This is a genomic window from Tabrizicola sp. T74, assembly GCF_057219935.1.
In genome coordinates this window covers 13,594-32,423 of record NZ_JBXVVT010000003.1, presented here as the reverse complement: position 1 = coordinate 32,423, position 18,830 = coordinate 13,594, and the positions used below count along the sequence as shown (strand labels likewise).

Below are 18,830 nucleotides of genomic sequence, written 5' to 3'. Positions count from 1 at the left end.
TCAGGTAGGAAACGGCAAACGGCCTTTCAAGACCTGCGCCAGGCGCGGTCAGGGCGCGACGAAGCGGGCCCCGCCGCCCGAGGTCGCACCCAGGCCACTGTCGCCCTGCAGCACGATCCGCTTTGCCGGCTTGCCCGGCATGCCCGAGCTGGCCGTGCCGATCCCGCTGCCGGTCGTGCCGACCCCGGTGTCTTCGGGCGCTTCGGCCACGCTGGTCGCCTCGCCCCGGCGGAGCGCGGTCTTCAGGCGGTCAACCAGTTCGGGCAGTTCCATCCCGATCGCGATCGGCTGGCCGTCTTCGTCGCTGCCGGCAGAGATGATCGAGACGATCCTGGCCCGATAGCCCGACCGGTCCAGGACCGGCGCGCCGGACGAGCCGAAGGTCACGTCGCAATCCATGGCGATCAGCACACCCTCGCGCCCCAGCACGTGGCAAACGCGCTGCCAGGACAGCACCTCTTCGCGGCCTTCGGCATAGGAGACGACGCTGACCTCGTCGCCGTTGCCGGGACGCGCCACGGTAAAGGGCGAGATCATCGAGCTTGGGATCGGCTCGGCCAGCTGCAGAAGGGCCACGTCCTTCTCGATCATCTCGGCCGGGGCCGGGTCCATGCTGCGGAAGGTCGGGTCGACGATGGTGCGGACCACCGGCACCTCGATCAGCGCTTCGCCATTGGCAAGGCCCGCCCGGAACAGGATGCGCGAGGCGTTGACCGGGCTGCCGGTGCGTTCCACCACGCAATGCCCGGCGGTCAGCACAAGGTCAGGCGCGATCAGCGCGCCGGTGCAGAACCCGCCGTTCTCGATGTCAACCCGACCCACGGGTTCGAACCCGCGCAGGTCGTCGCGGGTGACAAGCTCTGCCAGACCGCTGTTGTCCGAACTGGGCATGTCTTGTGCCGCGGCGGCGGAGGAGAGGGCCAGTAGTGCGATGAAAATGTTTTTCATGGTTTCACGAACTTGGCACCCGATCCGGTGCCCCCTGACAGAACCCGCACTGATTTGCTGCCAACCGCCGACCCCGCACGGCTTTCTTCCAGCGCGGCGAGTAACGCAACCAGCGGCTCGGCCAATGGCACGGCAAGCGCCACCTTCTGGCCGTTGACCTCGGCCTTGGCCGAGATGACCGAGACCACCTGGGCCACCCCGTCCTTGACGACGAAGACCGGCGCGCCGGAGGATCCGAAGTCGACGTTGCAGGTCAGGATCAGCGCATCGCGGCGGTCGGCCAGCACTTCGCAGGCCTCCTGGATCGAGGGCGCTTCCTCACGGTCCTGCGCATAGGACACCACGTCGACGGCATCGCCTTCGACCGGAGCTTCCCCGGTCTCGAACGGCGTCAGCGACGGCAGGCGGATCGGCTGGCTCAGCTCCAGAAGTGCCAGGTCGCCGGTCACGTCTTCCAGCCGCTCCTCTCCGGGATAGCGGTAGTCGGGATGGGTGACGGCGCGGGTGACCCGGCGATAGGCCACCGCCCGGCCATTGCGGAAGCCGGCCATGAACTCGATGTCCTCGGGCTGCATCTGCACGCCGGTGGTCTTGTCATAAAGGCAATGCGCAGCGGTCAGCACCAGTTGCGGCCCGATCAGCGCCCCGGTGCAGAAGCCGCGTTTGCCAAGGACCAGCTTGCCGACAGCGTCCCAACCTCGGGAATCATCGGCCGTTTCCAGCTTGACCATTTCGCTGTCTTGCGCCCGGGCCGCCGATGGCCCAAGCGTCAAACCCAAGAGACACAACCCCATGGTCAGAAGACCGGGGAACAGGTGACGCATGGAACCCCTCCCAATCCGCGCAGCCTTCACTGTTGCCCGGCGAGTTTGGCGGATTTAGGGCCGCCCACGCAAGCACTGCCTTCGTGTCAGCCCTGCAAGGCGCGCGGCTGTGGCCCGCCGGTCGCCCAGTCCAGCAGCTCGACGGTGTGGACAACGGGGATGCCGGTGCCAGAGCCGATCTGCATCATGCAGCCGATGTTGCCCGCGGCGATCACCTGGGGGGCCTTGGCTTCCAGGGTCTGCACCTTGCGGCGCTTGAGGTCCGCGCTGATTTCGGGTTGCAGCAGGTTGTAGGTGCCCGCGCTGCCGCAGCAGAGATGGCTGTCGGCGGGCTCCACCACCTCGAACCCTGCGCGTTTCAGCAGGTCCTTCGGCGCCGACTTGATCTGCTGGCCATGCTGCAGGCTGCAGGCGGCATGGTAGGCGACGCGAAGCCCCTTTGGCGCGCCTTGCGGCAGGCCGAGTTGGGTCAGCACTTCGCTGACATCCTTCGCCAGCCCGGCGACGGTGGCGGCATCTTCGGCCAGGGGATCGTTGCGGAACATGTGGCCGTAATCCTTGACAGTGGTCCCGCAGCCCGAGGTGTTGATGACGATGGCATCCAGCCCCCCGGCCCGCTGTTCCGCCATGAAGGCCCGGATCGTGGCGGCGGCGTGGGAGTGGCTGAGGTCCTCTTTCCCCATGTGGTGCGTCAACGCCCCGCAGCAGCCCTGCCCCTTGGCGATCACCACCTCGCAGCCCAGGCGGCGGAGAATGCGGATCGTGGCGTCATTGATGTCGGTGTTCAGCGCCTTCTGCGCGCAGCCGGTCATCAGGGCGACGCGCAGCTTGCGGTCTCCGATGGCGGGAAAGACCTGCGGGTCGTCGTTGCGGCTGACCGGAGGGATGGTCTTCGGGGCCATCGCCAGCATCGCCTGAACGCGCGCATCGGGGATCAGCCAGGCAAAAGGCTTCCCGATCTTCGCCGCCAGCAGCGCCAGGCGGAAGCGGCCGGGATAGGGGATGATCCGCGCCAGCACCGCGCGCAGCATCCGGTCCATGAAGGGCCGCTTGTAGGTCTTTTCCACATGCGCCCGGGCATGGTCGATCAGGTGCATGTAGTGGACGCCCGAGGGGCAGGTCGTCATGCAGGCAAGGCAGGAGAGGCAGCGGTCGAGGTGCTTGACTGTCTTCTCGTCCGCCGGACGCCCCGCCTCCAGCATGTCCTTGATCAGGTAGATCCGGCCCCGAGGAGAGTCCAACTCGTCACCCAGCACCTGATAGGTCGGGCAGGTCGCCGTGCAGAAGCCGCAATGCACGCAGGACCGCAGGATCTGGTTGGCGCGGGCGATGCCGGGGTCTTTCAGCTGCTCGGGGGAGAAGTTCGTCTGCATGTCAGCCCATCATCCCGCGATTGAGAATGCCCCTGGGGTCAAACTTCACCTTCAGCCCCGCCACCAGAGCCGCAACCTCGGGCGCCTCGGGCGGGAAGACCGGGCCGCCCCGCCCTTTCACCAACGTGGCATGGCCCCTGCCCGCCACCGCCGCCGCAACGTCCGCCCCCCGGCCATGGTCGAGGAGCAGCCATATGAGCCCCCCGCCCCAGTCCCAGACCGCCTCGCCTTCAAGCTGCGCCACGATGCCCGCCGCCGCCGTAGGCAGCGTGGCGATCCGCCAGACCTCGCCCGGCTTGCCCTGCAGGGGGACCACGTCTCGTACCTCGCGCCAGAGGGCGGCGCTCTCGGCACCTTCGGCCACCGTAATCTCGCCGCCGACCTGGTCGCGCAGCTGAGCCACGCGATAGGCCACCGAGCCCACCATCCCTTCGACCCGGATCAGGCTACGCCCGGAATGCCGTGCGGCACCCGAGACGTCGAAGGGCGACCCCAGCGCCGCCCGCAGCGCCTGAAGCCCCGCCTCGTCGCCCAGCCCCTCGACGACCAGCGTCGCCTCGGACTCGGGCAGGGCCTGCACCTTGAAACTGACTTCGGTCAAGATTCCCAAGGCGCCCCGGCTGCCCGCCAGAAGCTTGACCAGGTCGTAGCCGGTGACGTTCTTCATCACCCGCCCGCCGTTCTTGACCACCGTCCCCGCCCCATCCACGAAGCGCACCCCCAGGCAGGCGTCCCGGCACGCGCCCACCTGCACCCGACGCGGACCGGAGGCATTGGCGGCCACCACGCCGCCGATGGTCGAGGTGCCGTCACGCCCCAGAAGCCCGCGCAGGTCCGGCACCTCGAAGGCCAGCCGCTGCCGCTCTCCGGCCAGCACCCGCTCCACCTCGGCCACCGGCGTCCCGGCGCGGACAACCAGAGTCAGCGCGCCGGGCTCATAAAGCTCCACCCCTGAAAGGCCCCCGGTCTCCAGCACTTCGCCCACGGCATGGCCCAGCGTCCGCGTGCCCCCGCCCCGCACCAGGAGGGGACCCGAGGCCCCCGCCACGGCGTCCGCCAGTTCCGCTTCTGTCACAGGCCGCATGTCTTGCTCTTTTCATAAATACTCCGGGGTCTGGGGCAGCGCCCCGGGGGTTCAACCCGCGCGCCGTTCGGCACTGACGCCCAGGGGAAACACCTTCGCCGGGTTCAACAGCCACTTCGGGTCGAACACATCCTTCACCCGCATCTGCGCCTCCATGTCCTGGGGGGCAAACTGCACCGACATCAGGTCGCGCTTTTCGATCCCGACGCCGTGCTCGCCGGTCAGGCAGCCGCCCACCTCGACGCAAAGCTTCAGGATTTCCGCCCCGAAGGCCTCGCACTTTTCAAGATCGCCCGGCTTGTTCGCGTTGAACAGGATCAAGGGGTGCATGTTGCCGTCGCCCGCATGGAAGACGTTGCCGACGTCGAGGCCGAAGTCGCGGCTCATCTTGCCGATGCGCTTCAGGACATGCGGGAGGCTGGAAACCGGGATCGTCCCGTCGAGGCACATGTAGTCGTTGATCTGCCCCATCGCCCCAAATGCGCTTTTCCGTCCCAGCCAGATGCGCTTGGCCTGGTCTTCGTCGGCGGCCTCGCGGAACTCGACCGGGTCATGGGCCATGGCAATCTGCTTGATCCGGCCAAGCTGTTCACTGATCTCTGCCTCGGACCCCTCGACCTCGATGATAAGCAGCGCCTCGCAGTCCGGGTAGCCCGCCTTGGCGAAGGCTTCGGTGGCGCGGATGCAGGGGCGGTCCATGAATTCGATGGCGACGGGCAGGATGCCGGCCTTGATGATGTCGCTGACGCAGGCCCCCGCGACCTCGTTCGAGTTGAAGCCCACCAGCACCGGCCGCGCCCCTTCGGGCTTCGGCAGGATGCGGAGCCAAGCTTCGGTGACCACCCCCAACTGCCCCTCGGACCCGCACACGACGCCCAGAAGGTCGAGGCCCGAAGGCTCGCCCCAGGGTCCGCCCAGCGTCACGACGGTCCCATCCATCTTGACCAGCCGCACGCCGAGAAGGTTGTTCGTCGTCACCCCATACTTCAGGCAATGCGCGCCCCCGGAGTTCATCGCTATGTTCCCGGCAATGGCGCAGGCGAGCTGGCTACTCGGATCCGGCGCGTAGAAGAACCCCTCGGCCTCGACCGCGCCGGTGACCGACAGGTTGGTCCGGCCCGCCTCGACTTGGATGAAGCGGTTTTCGTAGTCGGTCGCAATCACCCGGTTCATCCGGGCGACCCCCAGAATCACGGAGTCCGCCGTTGGCATCGCGCCCCCGGCGAGGCTGGTCCCCGACCCACGCGGCACCACCGGGACGCCCTCCTCCCAGCAGACGCGCAGCACGGCGCTGACCTCCTCGGTCGTCCGGGGCAGAACGGCGGCGAGCGGTGGGCAGCGGTAGGCGGTGAGGGCATCACACTCGTAAGCGCGCAACTCCTCGGGCGCGTCGATCACCGCGTCGGCGGGCAGCACACCGCAGAGGCGGGCGACGATGCGGGCCTTGCGGGAAAGGACGCCCTGGTCCGGTGCTGGCATGTCCATGGGCGATCCTCCGCTGACTGGTAAGAAATTATAACCAATTTCCCCGGATGACAAGGGGAAACCCGGCCCCTAGGGTCGGGGCATGATGATGAACCTCGCCTCGATCCCTGGTCTGGACCTTGCGATGCTGGGGCTGCTGGTCGTGGCCTGGGTAATCTCGGGCTGGGTCAGCGAAAGCCCGCCCAAGGCGTTCCCCTCGGTGTCCTCGCTGATGGAGGAGTACCGCCGCGACTGGATGCGGACCTTCGTCACCCGCCAGCCGAGGATCTTCGATGCCACGCTGATCGACAGCCTCCGGCAGGGGACGGCCTTCTTCGCCTCGGCCTGCATGATCGCCATCGGCGGTGGGGTGGCGGTGATCGGCAATGCGGCGGCGGTGCAAAGGCTGGCCGATGAGCTGCCCATTGGCGCGGGGCCGGACGTTGCGCTGAAGATGCTGCCGGTGATCGCATTTCTGGCAAACTCGCTGCTGAAATTCGTCTGGGCGCATCGGCTGTTCGGCTATTGCTCGATCCTGATGGCGGCGGTGCCGAATGATCCGGGTGATCCGCTGGCCTTCCACCGGGCGGGCCAGGCGGCCGAGATCAACATCACGGCAGCGAAAAGCTTCAACCGGGGGCTGCGGTCGATCTATTTTGCACTTGCCGCGCTTGGCTGGCTGCTCGGCCCCTGGGGCCTTCTGGTCGGGACGGTGCTGGCGACCGGGGTGCTGCTCCGGCGCGAATTCGCGAGCCACTCACGCAAGGTGATCCTGGCCCGCGAGCCGTAGGGCCACCTGCCCGGCCGCCGCCTCTCCTGAAAGCCTGGCGCCCGCAGCGGTCTGCTTCAGCCCCCCGGCCAGCGCCTCGCCCGCGAACCAGATGCGGTCCCCGACCGGGTCCTTCAGCACCTCGCGGGCATGGGCCTTGCCGGGACGCGCGGCGGCGTAGCCTCCCCGCACGTGCCGTTCCGCCGACCAGTTCGTCATGGTGCCATGAGTGACGGCCTTCCGCACGTCCGCACCGAAGATGTCGACCAGCCGGTCGGTGACGAAATCCACCGCCGCCGCGCGGCCTGCGGCCTCCATCTCCCAGGCAAAATCGCCGCCGACGAAGCCGACCATGAGGTCGGTGTCGAAGGGGAAAGCGAGGAAATAGAGGTCGTGCCGCGCGTGGCGCTCGATCAGGACGTCGTCGAAGGGTGAAAGGCCAAGGCGGGTGCCCTCGATCCGGACCGGCACCTTGGTGAGCAACCCCATGGGAAGGTCGAAGATCGCCTCCTGATGGCCAAGCGGCAGGTCGGGAGTAAAGGCAATGTCTTCGAAGGCAAGGACGCCGGTGGAGACGGTGACGATCACCGCCTGCGCCCGGATCGTGCCGCGGTCGGTCGCCACCTCCACCGCCGGCCCGTCCCAGCGAATGCGGCGGACCGGGGTGGACAGCGTCACCGGCACGTCGGCACCCCAGCGGTGGATCAGCGCGCCGTAGCCTTCCTTCGTGAAGTAGTTCGGGTCAAGGTCGGCGGCGGCACGGTAATCGGTCACGCTGATCTCGTCATCATCCGCGCCAAAGTCCATCGGTCCCGCGAAGGTCGCGCTGACCCGGAGCCCGTGGCAGGCCTCGACCAAGGTCGACAGCCGGTCGCTTTGGCCCTTGTGGCGTTCGATACAGGCGGCAAGTTCCGCTTCTGCCCGCCGTTCATCGGCCATTTCCGCGTCGGTCGCGCGTCGCTTGCCGAACCAGAGATGGTCAAGGCCCATGTCGTGATGCTGCAAGGTCCAGCCCGCGGCCTGCGCTTCGGGGAAGAAGGGGTTGCGGTCGGCGGCGTGAAGCCAGGCGCAGCCGATGTCGAAGGGGATGCCGAAGTCGGTCCTGGTGGTCCAGGCGCGACCACCGATGCGGTCCATCGCTTCGATCACCTGGAAGGTCAGCCCCGCACCGCGCAGCCGCTTGGCCGCTGCCAGGCCCGCGCAGCCTGCGCCGACGATCACCACATCGACATCCGTCATCCCGAAATCCTCCGCCTGAAATAAGGGCAGGATGATCGAAAGCCGGGCAGTGGCCAACTGGTTTCGCTATGGGAAGGGGGACGAGTTTTCGGCGAAAACTCGGCACTTCGAATTTTCGCCGAAAATTCGTCCCCGGTCAGGCGGCCTTGGCGCCCTTGCGGCCTTCGACCAGCCAGGCGACCACGGCGAGCCCCGCCGCTATCAGCAGCCAGGCCCAGGCCGGCAGGAAGGGCACGACGTTGACCTCGGTCGTGAGATACGCCTCGCGCGGGGTGATGCCGATCCAGCCGCGACCCAGGGCCACGCGGCCCTCGGCCACGCTGCGGATGTCGGGCGCGCCCGGTTCCAGTCGGGTCACGCCGCCGCGTGTAGCCTCGGCCACCGGCTGCAGCGCCTCGCCCGAGGCGATGGTCTCGGTGAACTCGCGCGGGCTGGCGGGGCCGACGGCGATGACCCGGGTCAGATCGCCCTGCTCCAGCCGGTAGAGCCCCAGCGAGGGCGCCTGCCAGGTGGTCTCGTAGCGGCCCGGGGCGACCAGCGGCATCGCCAGTTCGACCGAGGTCCCGTCCGGCCCGGTGATTGTGACCGGCCCCGGCTCTTCCTCGGCCAGGGACCGGCGGGTGATGGTCAGCGCCTCGCCCCGCACTTCGGCGGTGAGCGTTTCCTCTTCCAGCTCGGGTTCCTTCAGCATCCAGTGCGCCAGCCGCCGGAGAAGCTCCAACTGCGGCCCGCCACCTTCATACCCCCGGCCCCAGAGCCAGGCGTGGTCTGAGGCCAGCACCGCGATCCGGCCCTGTTCGACGCGGTTCAGGACCAGAAGCGGCAGGTCGTTCGGACCGGACATCAAGACCTGGCCCGCAGTCTGTTCGACCTCGATCAGCCGGAACCAGCGGCCCCAGCCGCCTTCCGGCGCCTCGGCCTCCAGCCCCTCGGTCACCGGATGGCGGCGGCCGAGGTCGGTCACCTTGGGCCGGTAACCTTCCTCGATCACTTGGGCGGTGGGGGCGACGGGCAGGATCTCGGCCAGGGGCGAGCGGTAGAGGCTGTCGACCGCGCCGAACTCCGGCCCGGCGGCCACCAGGACTGTGCCGCCGTTGCGCACGTAGGTGACCATGTTCTCGATATAGGACATCGGCAGGATGCCCCGCATCCGGTAGCGGTCGAAGATGATCAGGTCGAATTCCTCGATCTTCTCGACGAACAGCTCCCGCGTGGGGAAGGCGATGAGGCTGAGTTCATCCACCGGCACGCCGTCCTGCTTTTCGGGCGGGCGCAGGATGGTGAAGTGGACCAGGTCCACCGCCGCGTCGGATTTGAGGAGGTTACGCCAGACCCGTTCGCCGGCATGGGGTTCGCCACTGATGAGCAGCACCCGCAGCCGGTCGCGCACGCCGTTGATCTGCACCGCGGACGCGTTGTTGCGGTCGGTGATCTCGCCCTCGACCGGGGCCACGCTGAACTGAAGCACGTTCGCCCCGCCATGGGGGAGCGTCACGGGCAGCTCCAGGTCCTCGTTCAGGGGGACGGAGTAGGTCACCGGCTCTTCGGTGTCGATGGCGATGGTCAGATCGACTTCGGACCCCAGCGCCGGGGCGGCGCCGATATCCTCGATCCGCAGCTCCAGCTTGAACTCCTCGCCGATGATGGCGAAGGCGGGGGCGTTCTTGATGACGATGCGGCGGTCCCAGTCTGCCGACTGCCCGGTCAGCAGGACCTGCAGCGGTGCGGGCAGGTTCGGGACCACGCCCGCGTCATGCACCCGGCCGTCGGTGATCAGGATCGCGCCTGCAACCCGCGCGCGGGGTTCCTCGGCCAAGGCCTCGGCGAGTGCCGTCATCACCAGGGAACCTGAGTCCTCGGCCCCGTCGCCGACGCGGTGGATGCGCAGTTCGGTGTTTGGCATCGCGGCCACTTCGGCCTGGACGGCAGCCACCGCCGCCTCGGTCTGGGCGCGGCGGTCGGCCAGGCCCTGGCTTGCGCTTTCGTCGACAACGAGGATGACGATGTCGGACAGGTTCTGGCGTTCTTCCTCTTGCAGCGCCGGGTTGGCCAGCGCCAGCACCAGCGCGCCCAGCGCCAGCCCGCGCAGCCACCAGCCCGACAGCCCGCGCCACAGGGCAAAGGCGACCATCGCAGCGGCCACGCCCGCAAGGAAATAGACCAGTACCCAGGAGACCAGAGGCGCAAAGACGACGGACGCGCTCATTGTCCAAGCCTTTCCAGAAGGGCCGGCACATGCACCTGGTCGGATTTGTAGTTGCCGGTCAGCACATGCATGATCAGGTTGATGCCGAAGCGGTAGGACATCTCGCGCTGCTGCTCACCGGCGAACCCGCGGCCGACCTGGACCAGCGGCACACCAATGTCATCGGTGGCCCAGGCCGCGGCCCAGTCGGCCCCGCCGATCACCACCGGCGTCACCCCGTCGTTGAGGTTGCGGAACGGCATGCCCTCGGCTGCCTCGGCCGCTGCATCGGGCGAGGCTTCGACCCAAAGCTGCCCGCCCTGGTGGCGGCCGGGGAAGTCCTGCAACAGATAGAAGGTCCGGGTCAGGACATGGTCGGACGGCATCGGTTCCAAGGGCGGGATGTCCAGCCCTTCGGCGATGACCTGCAGGGCCTGGCCCTCCGGCGTCGTGCCACCGCCAAAGCCGGTCAGGTCGGCGTCGCGGGTGTCGAACAGGATCATCCCCCCGGTCCGCAGGTACTGGTTCAGCTTGGCATAGGCGGCATCCGAGGGCTGCGCCGCCCCGGCCACGACGGGCCAGTAAAGGAAGGGGAAGAAGGCCAGTTCGTCCTTCTCGATGTCGACGCCCATCGGCATCATCGGCTCGATCGAGGTGCGCTGCCAGAGCTTGTCGGACAGACCCAGAAGACCCGCGCGGGCCATCTCGTCCACCTTGGGGTCGCCGGTGAGGACATAGGCCAGCACGACCGAGCTGGTCGCCTGCAGGGCGAAATCATCGGCCTCGCCCGTGTCCTGGGCCACGGCATCGCGCGGCGTCGTAGCCAGAAGCGCAAGCACGACCATGGCCGCCGCACCGCGCGCCAGCCCCCGCAGGCGGCCCGCCAGCCACAGCGCGGCGAGAACGTCCAGCAGCAGAAGCGCCGTCGCCAGCGTCAGGAACTCGCCCTTCAGCGCCCGGGCCACATTCGCCTCGAGCCGGTCAACCGGCACAGACGCAGGCCAGACGGCGGTTTCCAGCACGGTTTCCGCCCCGATCACGTTCAGCGCGACCCGCCGCTCGGCCCCGGCGTAAAGCCCGGGCGGGGTATCGGCGGTCGGGCCCTCGGCGATCATCTTCGCCAGCACCTCGCCTTCCACCCCCGGCAATTCGCCCGCGTCCGAGCTTTGGCCAAAGGCGTCCAGCACCACCTCGGGCACCCAGGTCTGACCGGCAAGGTCGGAGGCCTCGGGCGTCGCGGGCTTGGTGGAGACGGCCAGCCGCTCCAGCATCTGGACGAACAGCCCCGACAGGGGCAGCGAGGACCATTCGGCGTTGGCGGTCACATGGACCAGCACTACCTGCCCGGAGCCCACGACCTTACGGGTCATCAGGGGCGTGCCGTCATCCAGCGCGGCGATGGTACGTTCGGCGAGGTCGGGGTCAGGCTGCGCCAGCACCTGTTCGCGCACCACCACATCCGGCGGCGCGGTCAGGCCGAAGAAGGGCGAGCCTTCGGGGAACGGCGCCAGGGCCTTCGGTTCCCCCCAGCTCATCGCGCCGCCGACGGTACGACCGCCTTCGCGCAGGCGCACCGGCAAAAGCGGGTCTTCGTCGATGCGGGACACATCGCTTGCCGCCAGCACCGGCCCGGCAAAGCGCAGGAGGAGACCGCCCTTTTCCAGCCATTCCGTCAGGTCGGCCCGTTCGCTGGCCGAGACATCGGCGACATCGGCCAGGATCACCACGTCCGGGTTGGCCTGGAGCGAATCCGTCAGGTTGGCTTCGATAAGGTCGGCAGTGGGGGCCAGCGCCTGCCGCAGGTAGTGCAAGGGCGACAGAAGCTGCAGCGTCTCCTCATCCGCGCCGGTCTGGATCAGCGCGATCTTGCGGCGCTTCAGGCTGTCATCGGCCAGGCTGACCGCCCCCGCCGTCCGCGCGCCTTCCAGTACGAACCGGGTGATCCGGTTGCGCAGTTCCGGCGGCAGGTCGATCGCGGCCTCGGCCCGGTCGGCGCTGGCGTCGAAGGTCAGCGTCACCCGGCCCAGGTCGCGTTCGACGCCCGAGGGGTCCGGCCCCTGCGCCAGCACATCGACTGACACGGCTGCCCCGGCGGGCACCCGGCTGGCGGCGACGGTGACCTTGCCGTCCTCATACCCCGCCGGATGCAGGGCCAGCACGGGCCGATCGTTTTCCACCACCCGCACATCGCCGCGGGCCTGCAGGGCCCTCAGCAAGTCCTCGCGCCCAGGATGGGCGAGGCCGTCGGACAGCCAGACCGTCTCGAACTCGCCTTCCGGCAGGGCCGCGGCCCAACCGGCAAACTCGCCCGGCGCCCAGGCTTGCGGCTGCAGACCTGCGGCCCGGCCGGCCCAGGCTTCGGCAGTCTGGAATTCCACCTGATCGGGCGCGTCGCTTAACCGGACCAGCGCCACCGTGCGACCCACTGCCCCGGCCTCACCCACCAGCGCCTCGATCTTCTCCTGCCGCTCCGGCCAGTCGCGCGCATCGGCCCAGCCGCCGTCCACAGCGATCAGCAGGGGGCCAGAGCCCGCCACCCGATCCTCGGGGTTCAGGACCGGACCGGCAAAGCCCAGGATCAGGGCGCCGATGGCCAAGGTGCGAAGAAGCAGAAGCCACCAGGGCGTCTTGTCCGTTTCGGCCTCTTCGTCCTTCAGGCCCAGAAGCAGCGCCACGCCCGGGAACCGCCGCCGGATCGGGGCGGGTGGCACGGCGCGGAGCAGAAGCCACAGGATCGGCAGCGCGACCAGCGCGACCAGAAGCCAGGGCGCGGCAAAGCCAAGGGGGCCGAGGGTGAACATCTACCGACCGCCCTCCAGAGCCAGATAGGCCCAGAGCAGCGCCGCTTGCGCGGGCGCCCCGGTGTGGTGCGTGGTGAAATGCCAGCCCACCGCGCGGGCAAGCCCAGCCAGCCGGTCCTTGCGTTCAGCCAGCCGGGCGAGGTAGCGGGTCCGCAACTCTCCGGCCTGTTGCGTCTCATGCCGCATGGTGCCGCCCATCGATTCAAAGATCGTGCGACCGTCGAAGGGGAACTCCTCTTCCGCCGGGTCGAGGACCTGGATCAGGACGCCCTTCACCCCATGGTCCGCCGCGCGGGCGAGACCGGCCTCGATGCCCGAAAGGTCGCCCAGGAAATCCGACAGGAACACGCCGCGGCCATGGCTGACCATGCCCTCGGTGACCGGCGCGCCGTAATCCTCGCCCGCCTCCTCACCCGACAGCCGCGCCGCAAGCCGCAAAAGCTGCGCCCGGCCAGCCCTTGGCGAGGCGAGGCCTGCCAACCCCACCCGTTCCCCGCCACGGAGGAGGAGGACAGCGAGCGCCAGACCCAGAAGCTTTGCCCGGTCCGCCTTCGGCGCGCGGGACTTGTCGCCGGTGAAGCTCATCGACTTGGCCGGATCGACCCAGATCGTCACCGACTGCGCCGCCTGCCATTCGCGTTCGCGCACGAAATGCGCGTCACTGCGGGCCGACCGCCGCCAGTCGATCATCCGGGCGCTATCGCCCTGATGCGCCGGGCGGTACTGCCAGAACTCATCCCCAAGCCCCGCCCTGCGACGGCCATGCTCGCCCATCATCACGGTCGAGGCCAGCATTTCGGCCTCGGCCAGAAGGGGCGGCAGGGTCTGGCCCAGTGCTTCCGCACGGGACCGCAGGTCGGGGGCTAAGCTCACGCTGCCGCCTCAAGCCGCAGGGTCTTGGCAGTGACACGGGAAATGATGCCCGCCAGCGTCTCACCCCGCGCGCGGGCGGCGAAGGACAGGGCCATGCGGTGGATCAGCACGGATTGCGCGAGGTCGGCCACATCGGCGACCGAAGGCGCGAGGCGATCGTCCAAGAGCGCCCGCGCCCGAACCATCAGCATCAGCGCCTGCGCAGCGCGGGGGCCGGGTCCCCAGGAGAGAGAGTCGGCCAGATCGCGGCCTTCGGGTTCCCCCGGTCGGCAGGCGCGGACGAGGTCCAGGATCGCCTCGACCACCTGGTCGCCCACCGGCATCCGACGGATCACGCCTTGCGCGTCGATCAAGCCTTGCGCGGTGAAGACCTGGTGCGCCTCGGCCTCCTCGGCCCCGGTGGTGGCGATCAGGATGTCACGCTCGGTCTGGCGGGTCGGGTATTCGACGTCGACCTGAACGAGGAAACGGTCAAGCTGCGCTTCGGGAAGGGGATAGGTGCCTTCCTGTTCGATCGGGTTCTGGGTGGCGAGGACATGGAACGGCTTGCCAAGCGGCCGGTGCTGGCCCGCGATGGTGACCTCTTTCTCCTGCATCGCCTGCAGAAGCGCCGACTGCGTCCGGGGCGAGGCACGGTTGATTTCGTCGGCCATCAGAAGCTGGCAGAAGATCGGCCCTTCGATGAAGCGGAATGCGCGCGAGGTGGCGTCGCCATCCAGCACTTCCGACCCCAGGATATCGGCCGGCATCAGGTCCGGCGTGAACTGGATGCGGTTGGCCTTCAGACCCATCACCGTGCCCAAGGTGTCCACGAGCCGCGTCTTGCCCAGCCCCGGCAGACCGACCAGCAGCGCATGGCCGCCGCAGAGCATGGAGGCCAGCACCAGCTCCACCACCTTTTCCTGCCCGATGAAGCGGCGGTTGATCGAGGCCTTCGCCTGACCCAGCGTCGCGCCCAATGCTTCGATTTCCGCGACCAGCGCCTTGGTGTCGGCCATGCCTCATGCTCCCTTCAGGGTCCTCTACCCGCCAGTAAAGCGAAGTATTCCGGCGGGCACAAATGGCAAAAGGCGACTTGACACAAATGATCGTGAGACTTGCGCGACTGCGTCAGGCGCTGGCCAACTGCGTGGGGCTTGCCTAGGGTTACGGCAAACGGAGACTGCGCCATGACCACTGCCTTCTATTCCGACGAGCGCTGCTTCTGGCATGGCGGAGGCAACTATGCCTTCACCCTGCCCGTCGCTGGTCTGGTGCAACCGACGCCGGGGGGCCTGCCGGAAAACCCGGAGACCAAGCGCCGTCTGCGGAACCTGATCGAGGTGACGGGCCTGACGCGCCAGCTTGCGATGCGGGGGGCGGAGGCGGCTACGCTTGAAGACCTGCTGCGCGTCCATCCCGAAAGCTACTTGACGGCCTTCAAGGCGGCCTCGGACGCGGGCGGGGGCGAACTTGGCCTTCGCACACCTTTCGGCGCGGGGGGCTATGAGATCGCGTCGCTGTCAGCGGGGCTGGCGAAGGCCGCGCTGCGGGCGGTCCTGACGGGCGAGGTCAGGAACGCCTATTCCCTGTCGCGCCCCCCGGGTCACCATTGTACCGCCGACTGGCCGAACGGCTTCTGCCTTCTGAACAACATCGCCGTGGCGATCCGCGCGGCACAGGCCGAGGGGCTGGTGCGCCGGGTCGCGGTGGTCGACTGGGACGTCCACCACGGCAACGGGACCGAGGCGATCTTCTGGAACGACCCCGACGTGCTGACGATCAGCCTGCATCAGGAACGAAACTACCCGCTCGACACCGGCGGGGTGGAGGCGACGGGCGGGCCTGACGCGCCGATGTCCAACCTCAACCTGCCGCTTCCCCCCGGCTGCGGCCATGCAACCTATCTGCACGCGATGAATCGCGTGGTCCTGCCCGCACTTGCCCGGTTCCAGCCCGAGGTCATCATCGTCGCTTGCGGCTTCGACGCCGCGGCGGTCGATCCGCTTGGGCGGATGCTGTGCACCGCCGAAACCTTCCGCGCGATGACGCGGCAGATGATGCAGGCGGCCGACAGGCTTTGCGGCGGCAAGCTCGTCCTTGTCCACGAAGGCGGCTATTCCGAGGTCTACGTCCCCTTCTGCGGCCATGCCGTGCTGGAAGAACTGAGCGGCGCGGACATCACCGCCCCTGACCCCCTCGCCGCCACCCTGGCCAAGCGCCAGCCCGACGCCCGCTTCGACGCCTTCGTGCGCGGCTGGATCGAGGAGGCGGCCCTGGGCCTGGGCATATAGCTGCCGACCGATTTCTTCGATGAAATCGGACCGGAGCCTTCAAAGGCCCCGAAGCGGAGTTTTCGAAAACTCCGCCCCACGTCGATACGACCCGCACTGGCGGTTAACGGACGGGGCTTCTAGACTGCCGAATGCATCTTACCCGAAGGACCGACATGCCCGCCCGCAACGACGCCGCCCTTGCCTTCCTGAAAGCCCGCCGCTCGCGCCCGGCGAAGCTCTTCACCCTGCCCGTCCCCTCGCGGGATCAGCTGGAGGAGATCCTGACCGCCGCCACCCGCGTTCCCGACCATGGCAAGCTGGAGCCCTGGCGGCTTCAGGTCATCCAGGGCGCGGCCTTCGCCCGGCTGGCCGATCTGGCCGAGGCGCGGGCAAAGGAACTCGGCGGGAATGCCGAGATGGTCGCCAAGGGGCGTGGGCAGTATGACCTCGGCAAGCTCGCCGTGGTGGTTATCGCCTCGCCCAAACCTTCGCCCAAGATCCCGGTCGCAGAGCAGCAGGCCTCGGCCGCGGCCCTGTGCCTTGGCCTGGTCAACGCGGCCGAAGCGGCGGGCTGGGGCGCCTGCTGGCTGACCGGCTGGCCCGCGCATGATGCAAGCTTTGCCGCACGCGCCTTTGGCTGCGAAGGGGCCGAGACGGTGGCCGGCATCGTCCACATCGCCACCCCACCCGAGGACGGGCCCGACCGCCCCCGCCCGGACCTGTCCCGCCTTGTGACCTGGATCAACGCATGATCTTCGCCGCCTTCTTCCAGTCCCTGGGGCAACTCGGCGACCGCCGCTTTCGCCGCGTGGTGGGACTGGGCGTCCTCTTGGCGCTGGCGCTCCTCTTCGCCGCCTATATCCTGTTCATCCAGCTGATCTGGTGGCTGTCCCCCGAAACCATCGATCTGCCAGTGATCGGCCCGGTCTCGGGGATCGAGACCTTCCTCGGCTGGGCCTCGTTGTTCCTGATGATCGGGCTGTCGGTCTTCCTGATGGTCCCGGTCGCCTCGGCCTTCACCGGGTTTTTCCTGGAGGACGTGGCCGATGCGGTCGAGGACCGGCACTATCCGGGCCTGCCCCCCGCGACGGCGCTGACGCTGGGCGAAAGCCTGCGCCAGTCGGTCAACTTCCTGGGCCTGGTGATCGCGGTGAACGCAGGCGCGCTGTTCCTCTATCCCTTCGTCGGCCCCGGCATCCCGCTGGTCTTCTGGGCGATCAACGGCTTCCTTCTGGGGCGAGAGTATTTCAGCCTGGTTGCGCTGCGCCGCCTGCCCCCGCAGGAGGTCAAGGCGATGCGCCGCCGGAACCGCTGGACGCTTTGGGCCGCAGGCACGCTGATGGCTGCCCCCCTGTCGGTGCCGCTGGTCAACCTTGTGATCCCGGTCCTGGGTGTGGCGACCTTCACCCATATCTACCACCGCCTGGCCAGCGCGGGGCGGTAGGGACTGGACCCAAATTTCTTAAGCAAGAAATTTGTCAAAATCCTTGCTTAAGGATTTTGGCCCCCAGCCGCGCCGTCAGGGAGTCGCTCGGCCGAACCAGTCGAGGTCCGCGATGGAAATCCAGCCCGACAGGATGACGCCCGCGATCACTGCCCAGATTGGCGTCGCGATCAGCGTGGTGATCCAGACCTTGCGCTTCATCACCTCGCCCGCCGGCGCGCCGGGCGGGGTGCCGGGGACGATGTGGTTCGCCTCATCCTGCGACTGGGTGCGGTAGGGCAACACGCAGAACAGCGTCATGAACCAGGTGATCGAGTAGAGGACGAGGGCGGCGGTGATGGTCATGCCTGTTCAAGCTCCACCAGACAGCCATTGAAATCCTTGGGATGCAGGAACAGCACCGGCTTGCCATGCGCGCCGATCTTCGGCTCGCCCGAGCCCAGGACCCGCGCGCCTGACGCCTTGAGGTGATCGCGCGCGGCCAGGATGTCTTCAACCTCGTAGCAGATGTGGTGGATGCCGCCCGATGGGTTCTTTTCCAGAAACCCCAGGATCGGCGAGGCATCACCCAGGGGATGCAGAAGCTCGATCTTGGTGTTCGGCAGTTCGATGAAGACCACCGTCACCCCGTGATCGGGTTCAGCCTGCGGCGCGCCGACCTTGGCGCCCAGCGTCTGGCGGTACTGGGCCGCAGCCGCCTCCAGGTCCGGGACGGCGATGGCGACATGGTTCAGGCGTCCGATCATGGGGTCCTCGCATGGCTTTGCGCCGGGTTATGCGGCCCGGGCGGCGGCGCTGCAAGCGGCGCGATGGTCGCAGGCGCCTTTACCGCGCCTTAACGCTGCGGGACGACACTCGCTTCCGTCACGAAAGAGGTCCGCCATGCCCAACCGCCCCTCCCACCTGAACCTGCCTGATCTGCCCTTTGGCGGTGGTGATCTGCCGCTGCAGGGGCTGACGCTGATGGTCGTCGATGACAGCCGCTTCACCTGTGACGCGCTGCGGCTGATCCTGCAGCGGGCGGGCGCACGGCTGCGTCGGGCGGAAAGCCTTGAAATCGCACGGCTTCACCTGAACTGCTACCGGCCAGACCTGGCCATCGTCGATCTTGGCCTGCCTGATGGCCGGGGTGAGGACCTGATTGCCGAGCTTTCCGCGCAGGGCTTCCCCGTCCTCGGCCTGTCCGGCGATCCTGAGGGGCGGGATCGTGCGCTCGACGCCGGGGCGGCCGGATTCCTGGAAAAACCGCTCGGCTCGGTCGCGGGCCTGGTGCGGCTGATTCGGCAGCTGACCACCGGCGTTGGCCCCATCGACAAGGGCGAGGATGTGCCCGCCCCGATGGGCGACCCGATCGCACTGCGCGACGATCTTGCGCGCGGGGCGCAGCTGATCACCGCGCCGGGCGATCCGTCCTATGCCCGCGCCTTCCTGCAAAGCCTGGCCCGCGCCTCGTGCGACAGTGAGCTTGAGGATGCCGTGCGCGACAGTTCCACCCCCTTCGACCGGGCGCGCCTGTCCCGGATGATCGAGGATCGGATCGCCGCCCTGCGCTCGATGGCCTGACCGGGCTG

Annotated in this window: 17 protein-coding genes; 5 read left to right on the top strand and 12 right to left on the bottom strand. The window is 68.3% G+C overall.

Translation table 11 applies throughout. The features are described 5' to 3' along the window. Positions 1-48 precede the first annotated feature (48 nt). The 5 genes from AC2EAL_RS09570 to AC2EAL_RS09550 all read right to left on the bottom strand — a co-directional run bounded on the left by AC2EAL_RS09570 (position 49) and on the right by AC2EAL_RS09550 (position 5,714). Positions 49-948 (bottom strand): trypsin-like serine peptidase, encoded by a 900-nt coding sequence (locus AC2EAL_RS09570; RefSeq protein WP_484723984.1) that lies wholly within the window; start codon positions 946-948, stop codon positions 49-51. Next, the gene (locus tag AC2EAL_RS09565; protein ID WP_484723983.1) at positions 945-1,772 is read right to left on the bottom strand and encodes a trypsin-like serine peptidase; all 828 of its coding nucleotides are present in this window, start codon (positions 1,770-1,772) and stop codon (positions 945-947) included. Before AC2EAL_RS09565 ends, AC2EAL_RS09570 begins: the two co-directional genes overlap by 4 nt. 86 nt (positions 1,773-1,858) lie before the next feature. Then, complete coding sequence (gene glcF, locus AC2EAL_RS09560) at positions 1,859-3,145, bottom strand: glycolate oxidase subunit GlcF (RefSeq protein ID WP_484723982.1); 1,287 nt, start codon at positions 3,143-3,145, stop codon at positions 1,859-1,861. 1 nt (position 3,146) lies between these two features. Beyond that, on the bottom strand, positions 3,147-4,229 hold the full coding sequence (locus AC2EAL_RS09555) for an FAD-binding protein (RefSeq protein ID WP_484723981.1): 1,083 nt from the start codon (positions 4,227-4,229) through the stop codon (positions 3,147-3,149). 51 nt (positions 4,230-4,280) lie between these two features. Further along, positions 4,281-5,714: an FAD-linked oxidase C-terminal domain-containing protein gene (locus AC2EAL_RS09550; RefSeq protein WP_484723980.1), complete on the bottom strand. Its 1,434-nt coding sequence runs from the start codon at positions 5,712-5,714 to the stop codon at positions 4,281-4,283. Between the two features lie 82 nt (positions 5,715-5,796). Here AC2EAL_RS09550 and AC2EAL_RS09545 point away from each other — a divergent pair, with 82 nt between their 5' ends. Further along, entirely contained in the window at positions 5,797-6,483 is a 687-nt protein-coding gene (locus AC2EAL_RS09545; RefSeq protein WP_484723979.1) for a DUF599 domain-containing protein, read from the top strand. Here AC2EAL_RS09545 and AC2EAL_RS09540 read toward each other — a convergent pair. The 5 genes from AC2EAL_RS09540 to AC2EAL_RS09520 form a co-directional block, all read right to left on the bottom strand. Then, on the bottom strand, positions 6,451-7,758 hold the full coding sequence (locus AC2EAL_RS09540; protein ID WP_484723978.1) for a flavin monoamine oxidase family protein: 1,308 nt from the start codon (positions 7,756-7,758) through the stop codon (positions 6,451-6,453). The genes AC2EAL_RS09545 and AC2EAL_RS09540 overlap by 33 nt on opposite strands. Positions 7,759-7,837: 79 nt before the next feature. Beyond that, complete coding sequence (locus AC2EAL_RS09535; RefSeq protein WP_484723977.1) at positions 7,838-9,907, bottom strand: hypothetical protein; 2,070 nt, start codon at positions 9,905-9,907, stop codon at positions 7,838-7,840. After that, positions 9,904-12,687 (bottom strand): DUF4159 domain-containing protein, encoded by a 2,784-nt coding sequence (locus tag AC2EAL_RS09530; RefSeq protein WP_484723976.1) that lies wholly within the window; start codon positions 12,685-12,687, stop codon positions 9,904-9,906. The genes AC2EAL_RS09535 and AC2EAL_RS09530 overlap by 4 nt, the downstream gene beginning before the upstream one ends. Next, entirely contained in the window at positions 12,688-13,560 is an 873-nt protein-coding gene (locus AC2EAL_RS09525) for a DUF58 domain-containing protein (RefSeq protein WP_484723975.1), read from the bottom strand. Further along, entirely contained in the window at positions 13,557-14,558 is a 1,002-nt protein-coding gene (locus AC2EAL_RS09520) for an AAA family ATPase (RefSeq protein ID WP_484723974.1), read from the bottom strand. Before AC2EAL_RS09520 ends, AC2EAL_RS09525 begins: the two co-directional genes overlap by 4 nt. 171 nt (positions 14,559-14,729) lie before the next feature. On the opposite strand from AC2EAL_RS09520, the gene AC2EAL_RS09515 reads away from it, so the two are divergent. The 3 genes from AC2EAL_RS09515 to AC2EAL_RS09505 all read left to right on the top strand — a co-directional run bounded on the left by AC2EAL_RS09515 (position 14,730) and on the right by AC2EAL_RS09505 (position 17,259). Then, entirely contained in the window at positions 14,730-15,833 is a 1,104-nt protein-coding gene (locus AC2EAL_RS09515; protein ID WP_484723973.1) for a class II histone deacetylase, read from the top strand. Between the two features lie 155 nt (positions 15,834-15,988). After that, entirely contained in the window at positions 15,989-16,567 is a 579-nt protein-coding gene (locus AC2EAL_RS09510; protein WP_484723972.1) for a nitroreductase family protein, read from the top strand. Then, entirely contained in the window at positions 16,564-17,259 is a 696-nt protein-coding gene (locus AC2EAL_RS09505) for an EI24 domain-containing protein (RefSeq protein ID WP_484723971.1), read from the top strand. The genes AC2EAL_RS09510 and AC2EAL_RS09505 overlap by 4 nt, the downstream gene beginning before the upstream one ends. Before the next feature lie 75 nt (positions 17,260-17,334). Here AC2EAL_RS09505 and AC2EAL_RS09500 read toward each other — a convergent pair whose 3' ends face one another. Together AC2EAL_RS09500 and mce are read right to left on the bottom strand one after the other, a co-directional pair. Further along, on the bottom strand, positions 17,335-17,604 hold the full coding sequence (locus AC2EAL_RS09500) for a DUF1467 family protein (RefSeq protein WP_484723970.1): 270 nt from the start codon (positions 17,602-17,604) through the stop codon (positions 17,335-17,337). Continuing rightward, positions 17,601-18,005 (bottom strand): methylmalonyl-CoA epimerase, encoded by a 405-nt coding sequence (mce, locus tag AC2EAL_RS09495; protein WP_484723969.1) that lies wholly within the window; start codon positions 18,003-18,005, stop codon positions 17,601-17,603. The genes AC2EAL_RS09500 and mce overlap by 4 nt, the downstream gene beginning before the upstream one ends. A 136-nt stretch (positions 18,006-18,141) precedes the next feature. Between mce and AC2EAL_RS09490 the strand changes: the two genes are divergently transcribed. Beyond that, complete coding sequence (locus AC2EAL_RS09490) at positions 18,142-18,822, top strand: response regulator (RefSeq protein WP_484723968.1); 681 nt, start codon at positions 18,142-18,144, stop codon at positions 18,820-18,822. The last annotated feature ends 8 nt before the right edge of the window (positions 18,823-18,830 follow it).

Excerpts from the sequence above, each read along its gene's own strand:
- AC2EAL_RS09570 (WP_484723984.1), bottom strand. The coding sequence starts at position 948 with ATGAAAAACATTTTCATCGCACTACTGGCCCTCTCCTCCGCCGCCGCG.
- AC2EAL_RS09565 (WP_484723983.1), bottom strand. The coding sequence starts at position 1,772 with ATGCGTCACCTGTTCCCCGGTCTTCTGACCATGGGGTTGTGTCTCTTG.
- glcF (WP_484723982.1), bottom strand. The coding sequence starts at position 3,145 with ATGCAGACGAACTTCTCCCCCGAGCAGCTGAAAGACCCCGGCATCGCC.
- AC2EAL_RS09555 (WP_484723981.1), bottom strand. The coding sequence starts at position 4,229 with ATGCGGCCTGTGACAGAAGCGGAACTGGCGGACGCCGTGGCGGGGGCC.
- AC2EAL_RS09550 (WP_484723980.1), bottom strand. The coding sequence starts at position 5,714 with ATGGACATGCCAGCACCGGACCAGGGCGTCCTTTCCCGCAAGGCCCGC.
- AC2EAL_RS09545 (WP_484723979.1), top strand. The coding sequence starts at position 5,797 with ATGATGATGAACCTCGCCTCGATCCCTGGTCTGGACCTTGCGATGCTG.
- AC2EAL_RS09535 (WP_484723977.1), bottom strand. The coding sequence starts at position 9,907 with ATGAGCGCGTCCGTCGTCTTTGCGCCTCTGGTCTCCTGGGTACTGGTC.
- AC2EAL_RS09530 (WP_484723976.1), bottom strand. The coding sequence starts at position 12,687 with ATGTTCACCCTCGGCCCCCTTGGCTTTGCCGCGCCCTGGCTTCTGGTC.
- AC2EAL_RS09520 (WP_484723974.1), bottom strand. The coding sequence starts at position 14,558 with ATGGCCGACACCAAGGCGCTGGTCGCGGAAATCGAAGCATTGGGCGCG.
- AC2EAL_RS09515 (WP_484723973.1), top strand. The coding sequence starts at position 14,730 with ATGACCACTGCCTTCTATTCCGACGAGCGCTGCTTCTGGCATGGCGGA.
- AC2EAL_RS09510 (WP_484723972.1), top strand. The coding sequence starts at position 15,989 with ATGCCCGCCCGCAACGACGCCGCCCTTGCCTTCCTGAAAGCCCGCCGC.
- AC2EAL_RS09505 (WP_484723971.1), top strand. The coding sequence starts at position 16,564 with ATGATCTTCGCCGCCTTCTTCCAGTCCCTGGGGCAACTCGGCGACCGC.
- AC2EAL_RS09500 (WP_484723970.1), bottom strand. The coding sequence starts at position 17,604 with ATGACCATCACCGCCGCCCTCGTCCTCTACTCGATCACCTGGTTCATG.
- mce (WP_484723969.1), bottom strand. The coding sequence starts at position 18,005 with ATGATCGGACGCCTGAACCATGTCGCCATCGCCGTCCCGGACCTGGAG.
- AC2EAL_RS09490 (WP_484723968.1), top strand. The coding sequence starts at position 18,142 with ATGCCCAACCGCCCCTCCCACCTGAACCTGCCTGATCTGCCCTTTGGC.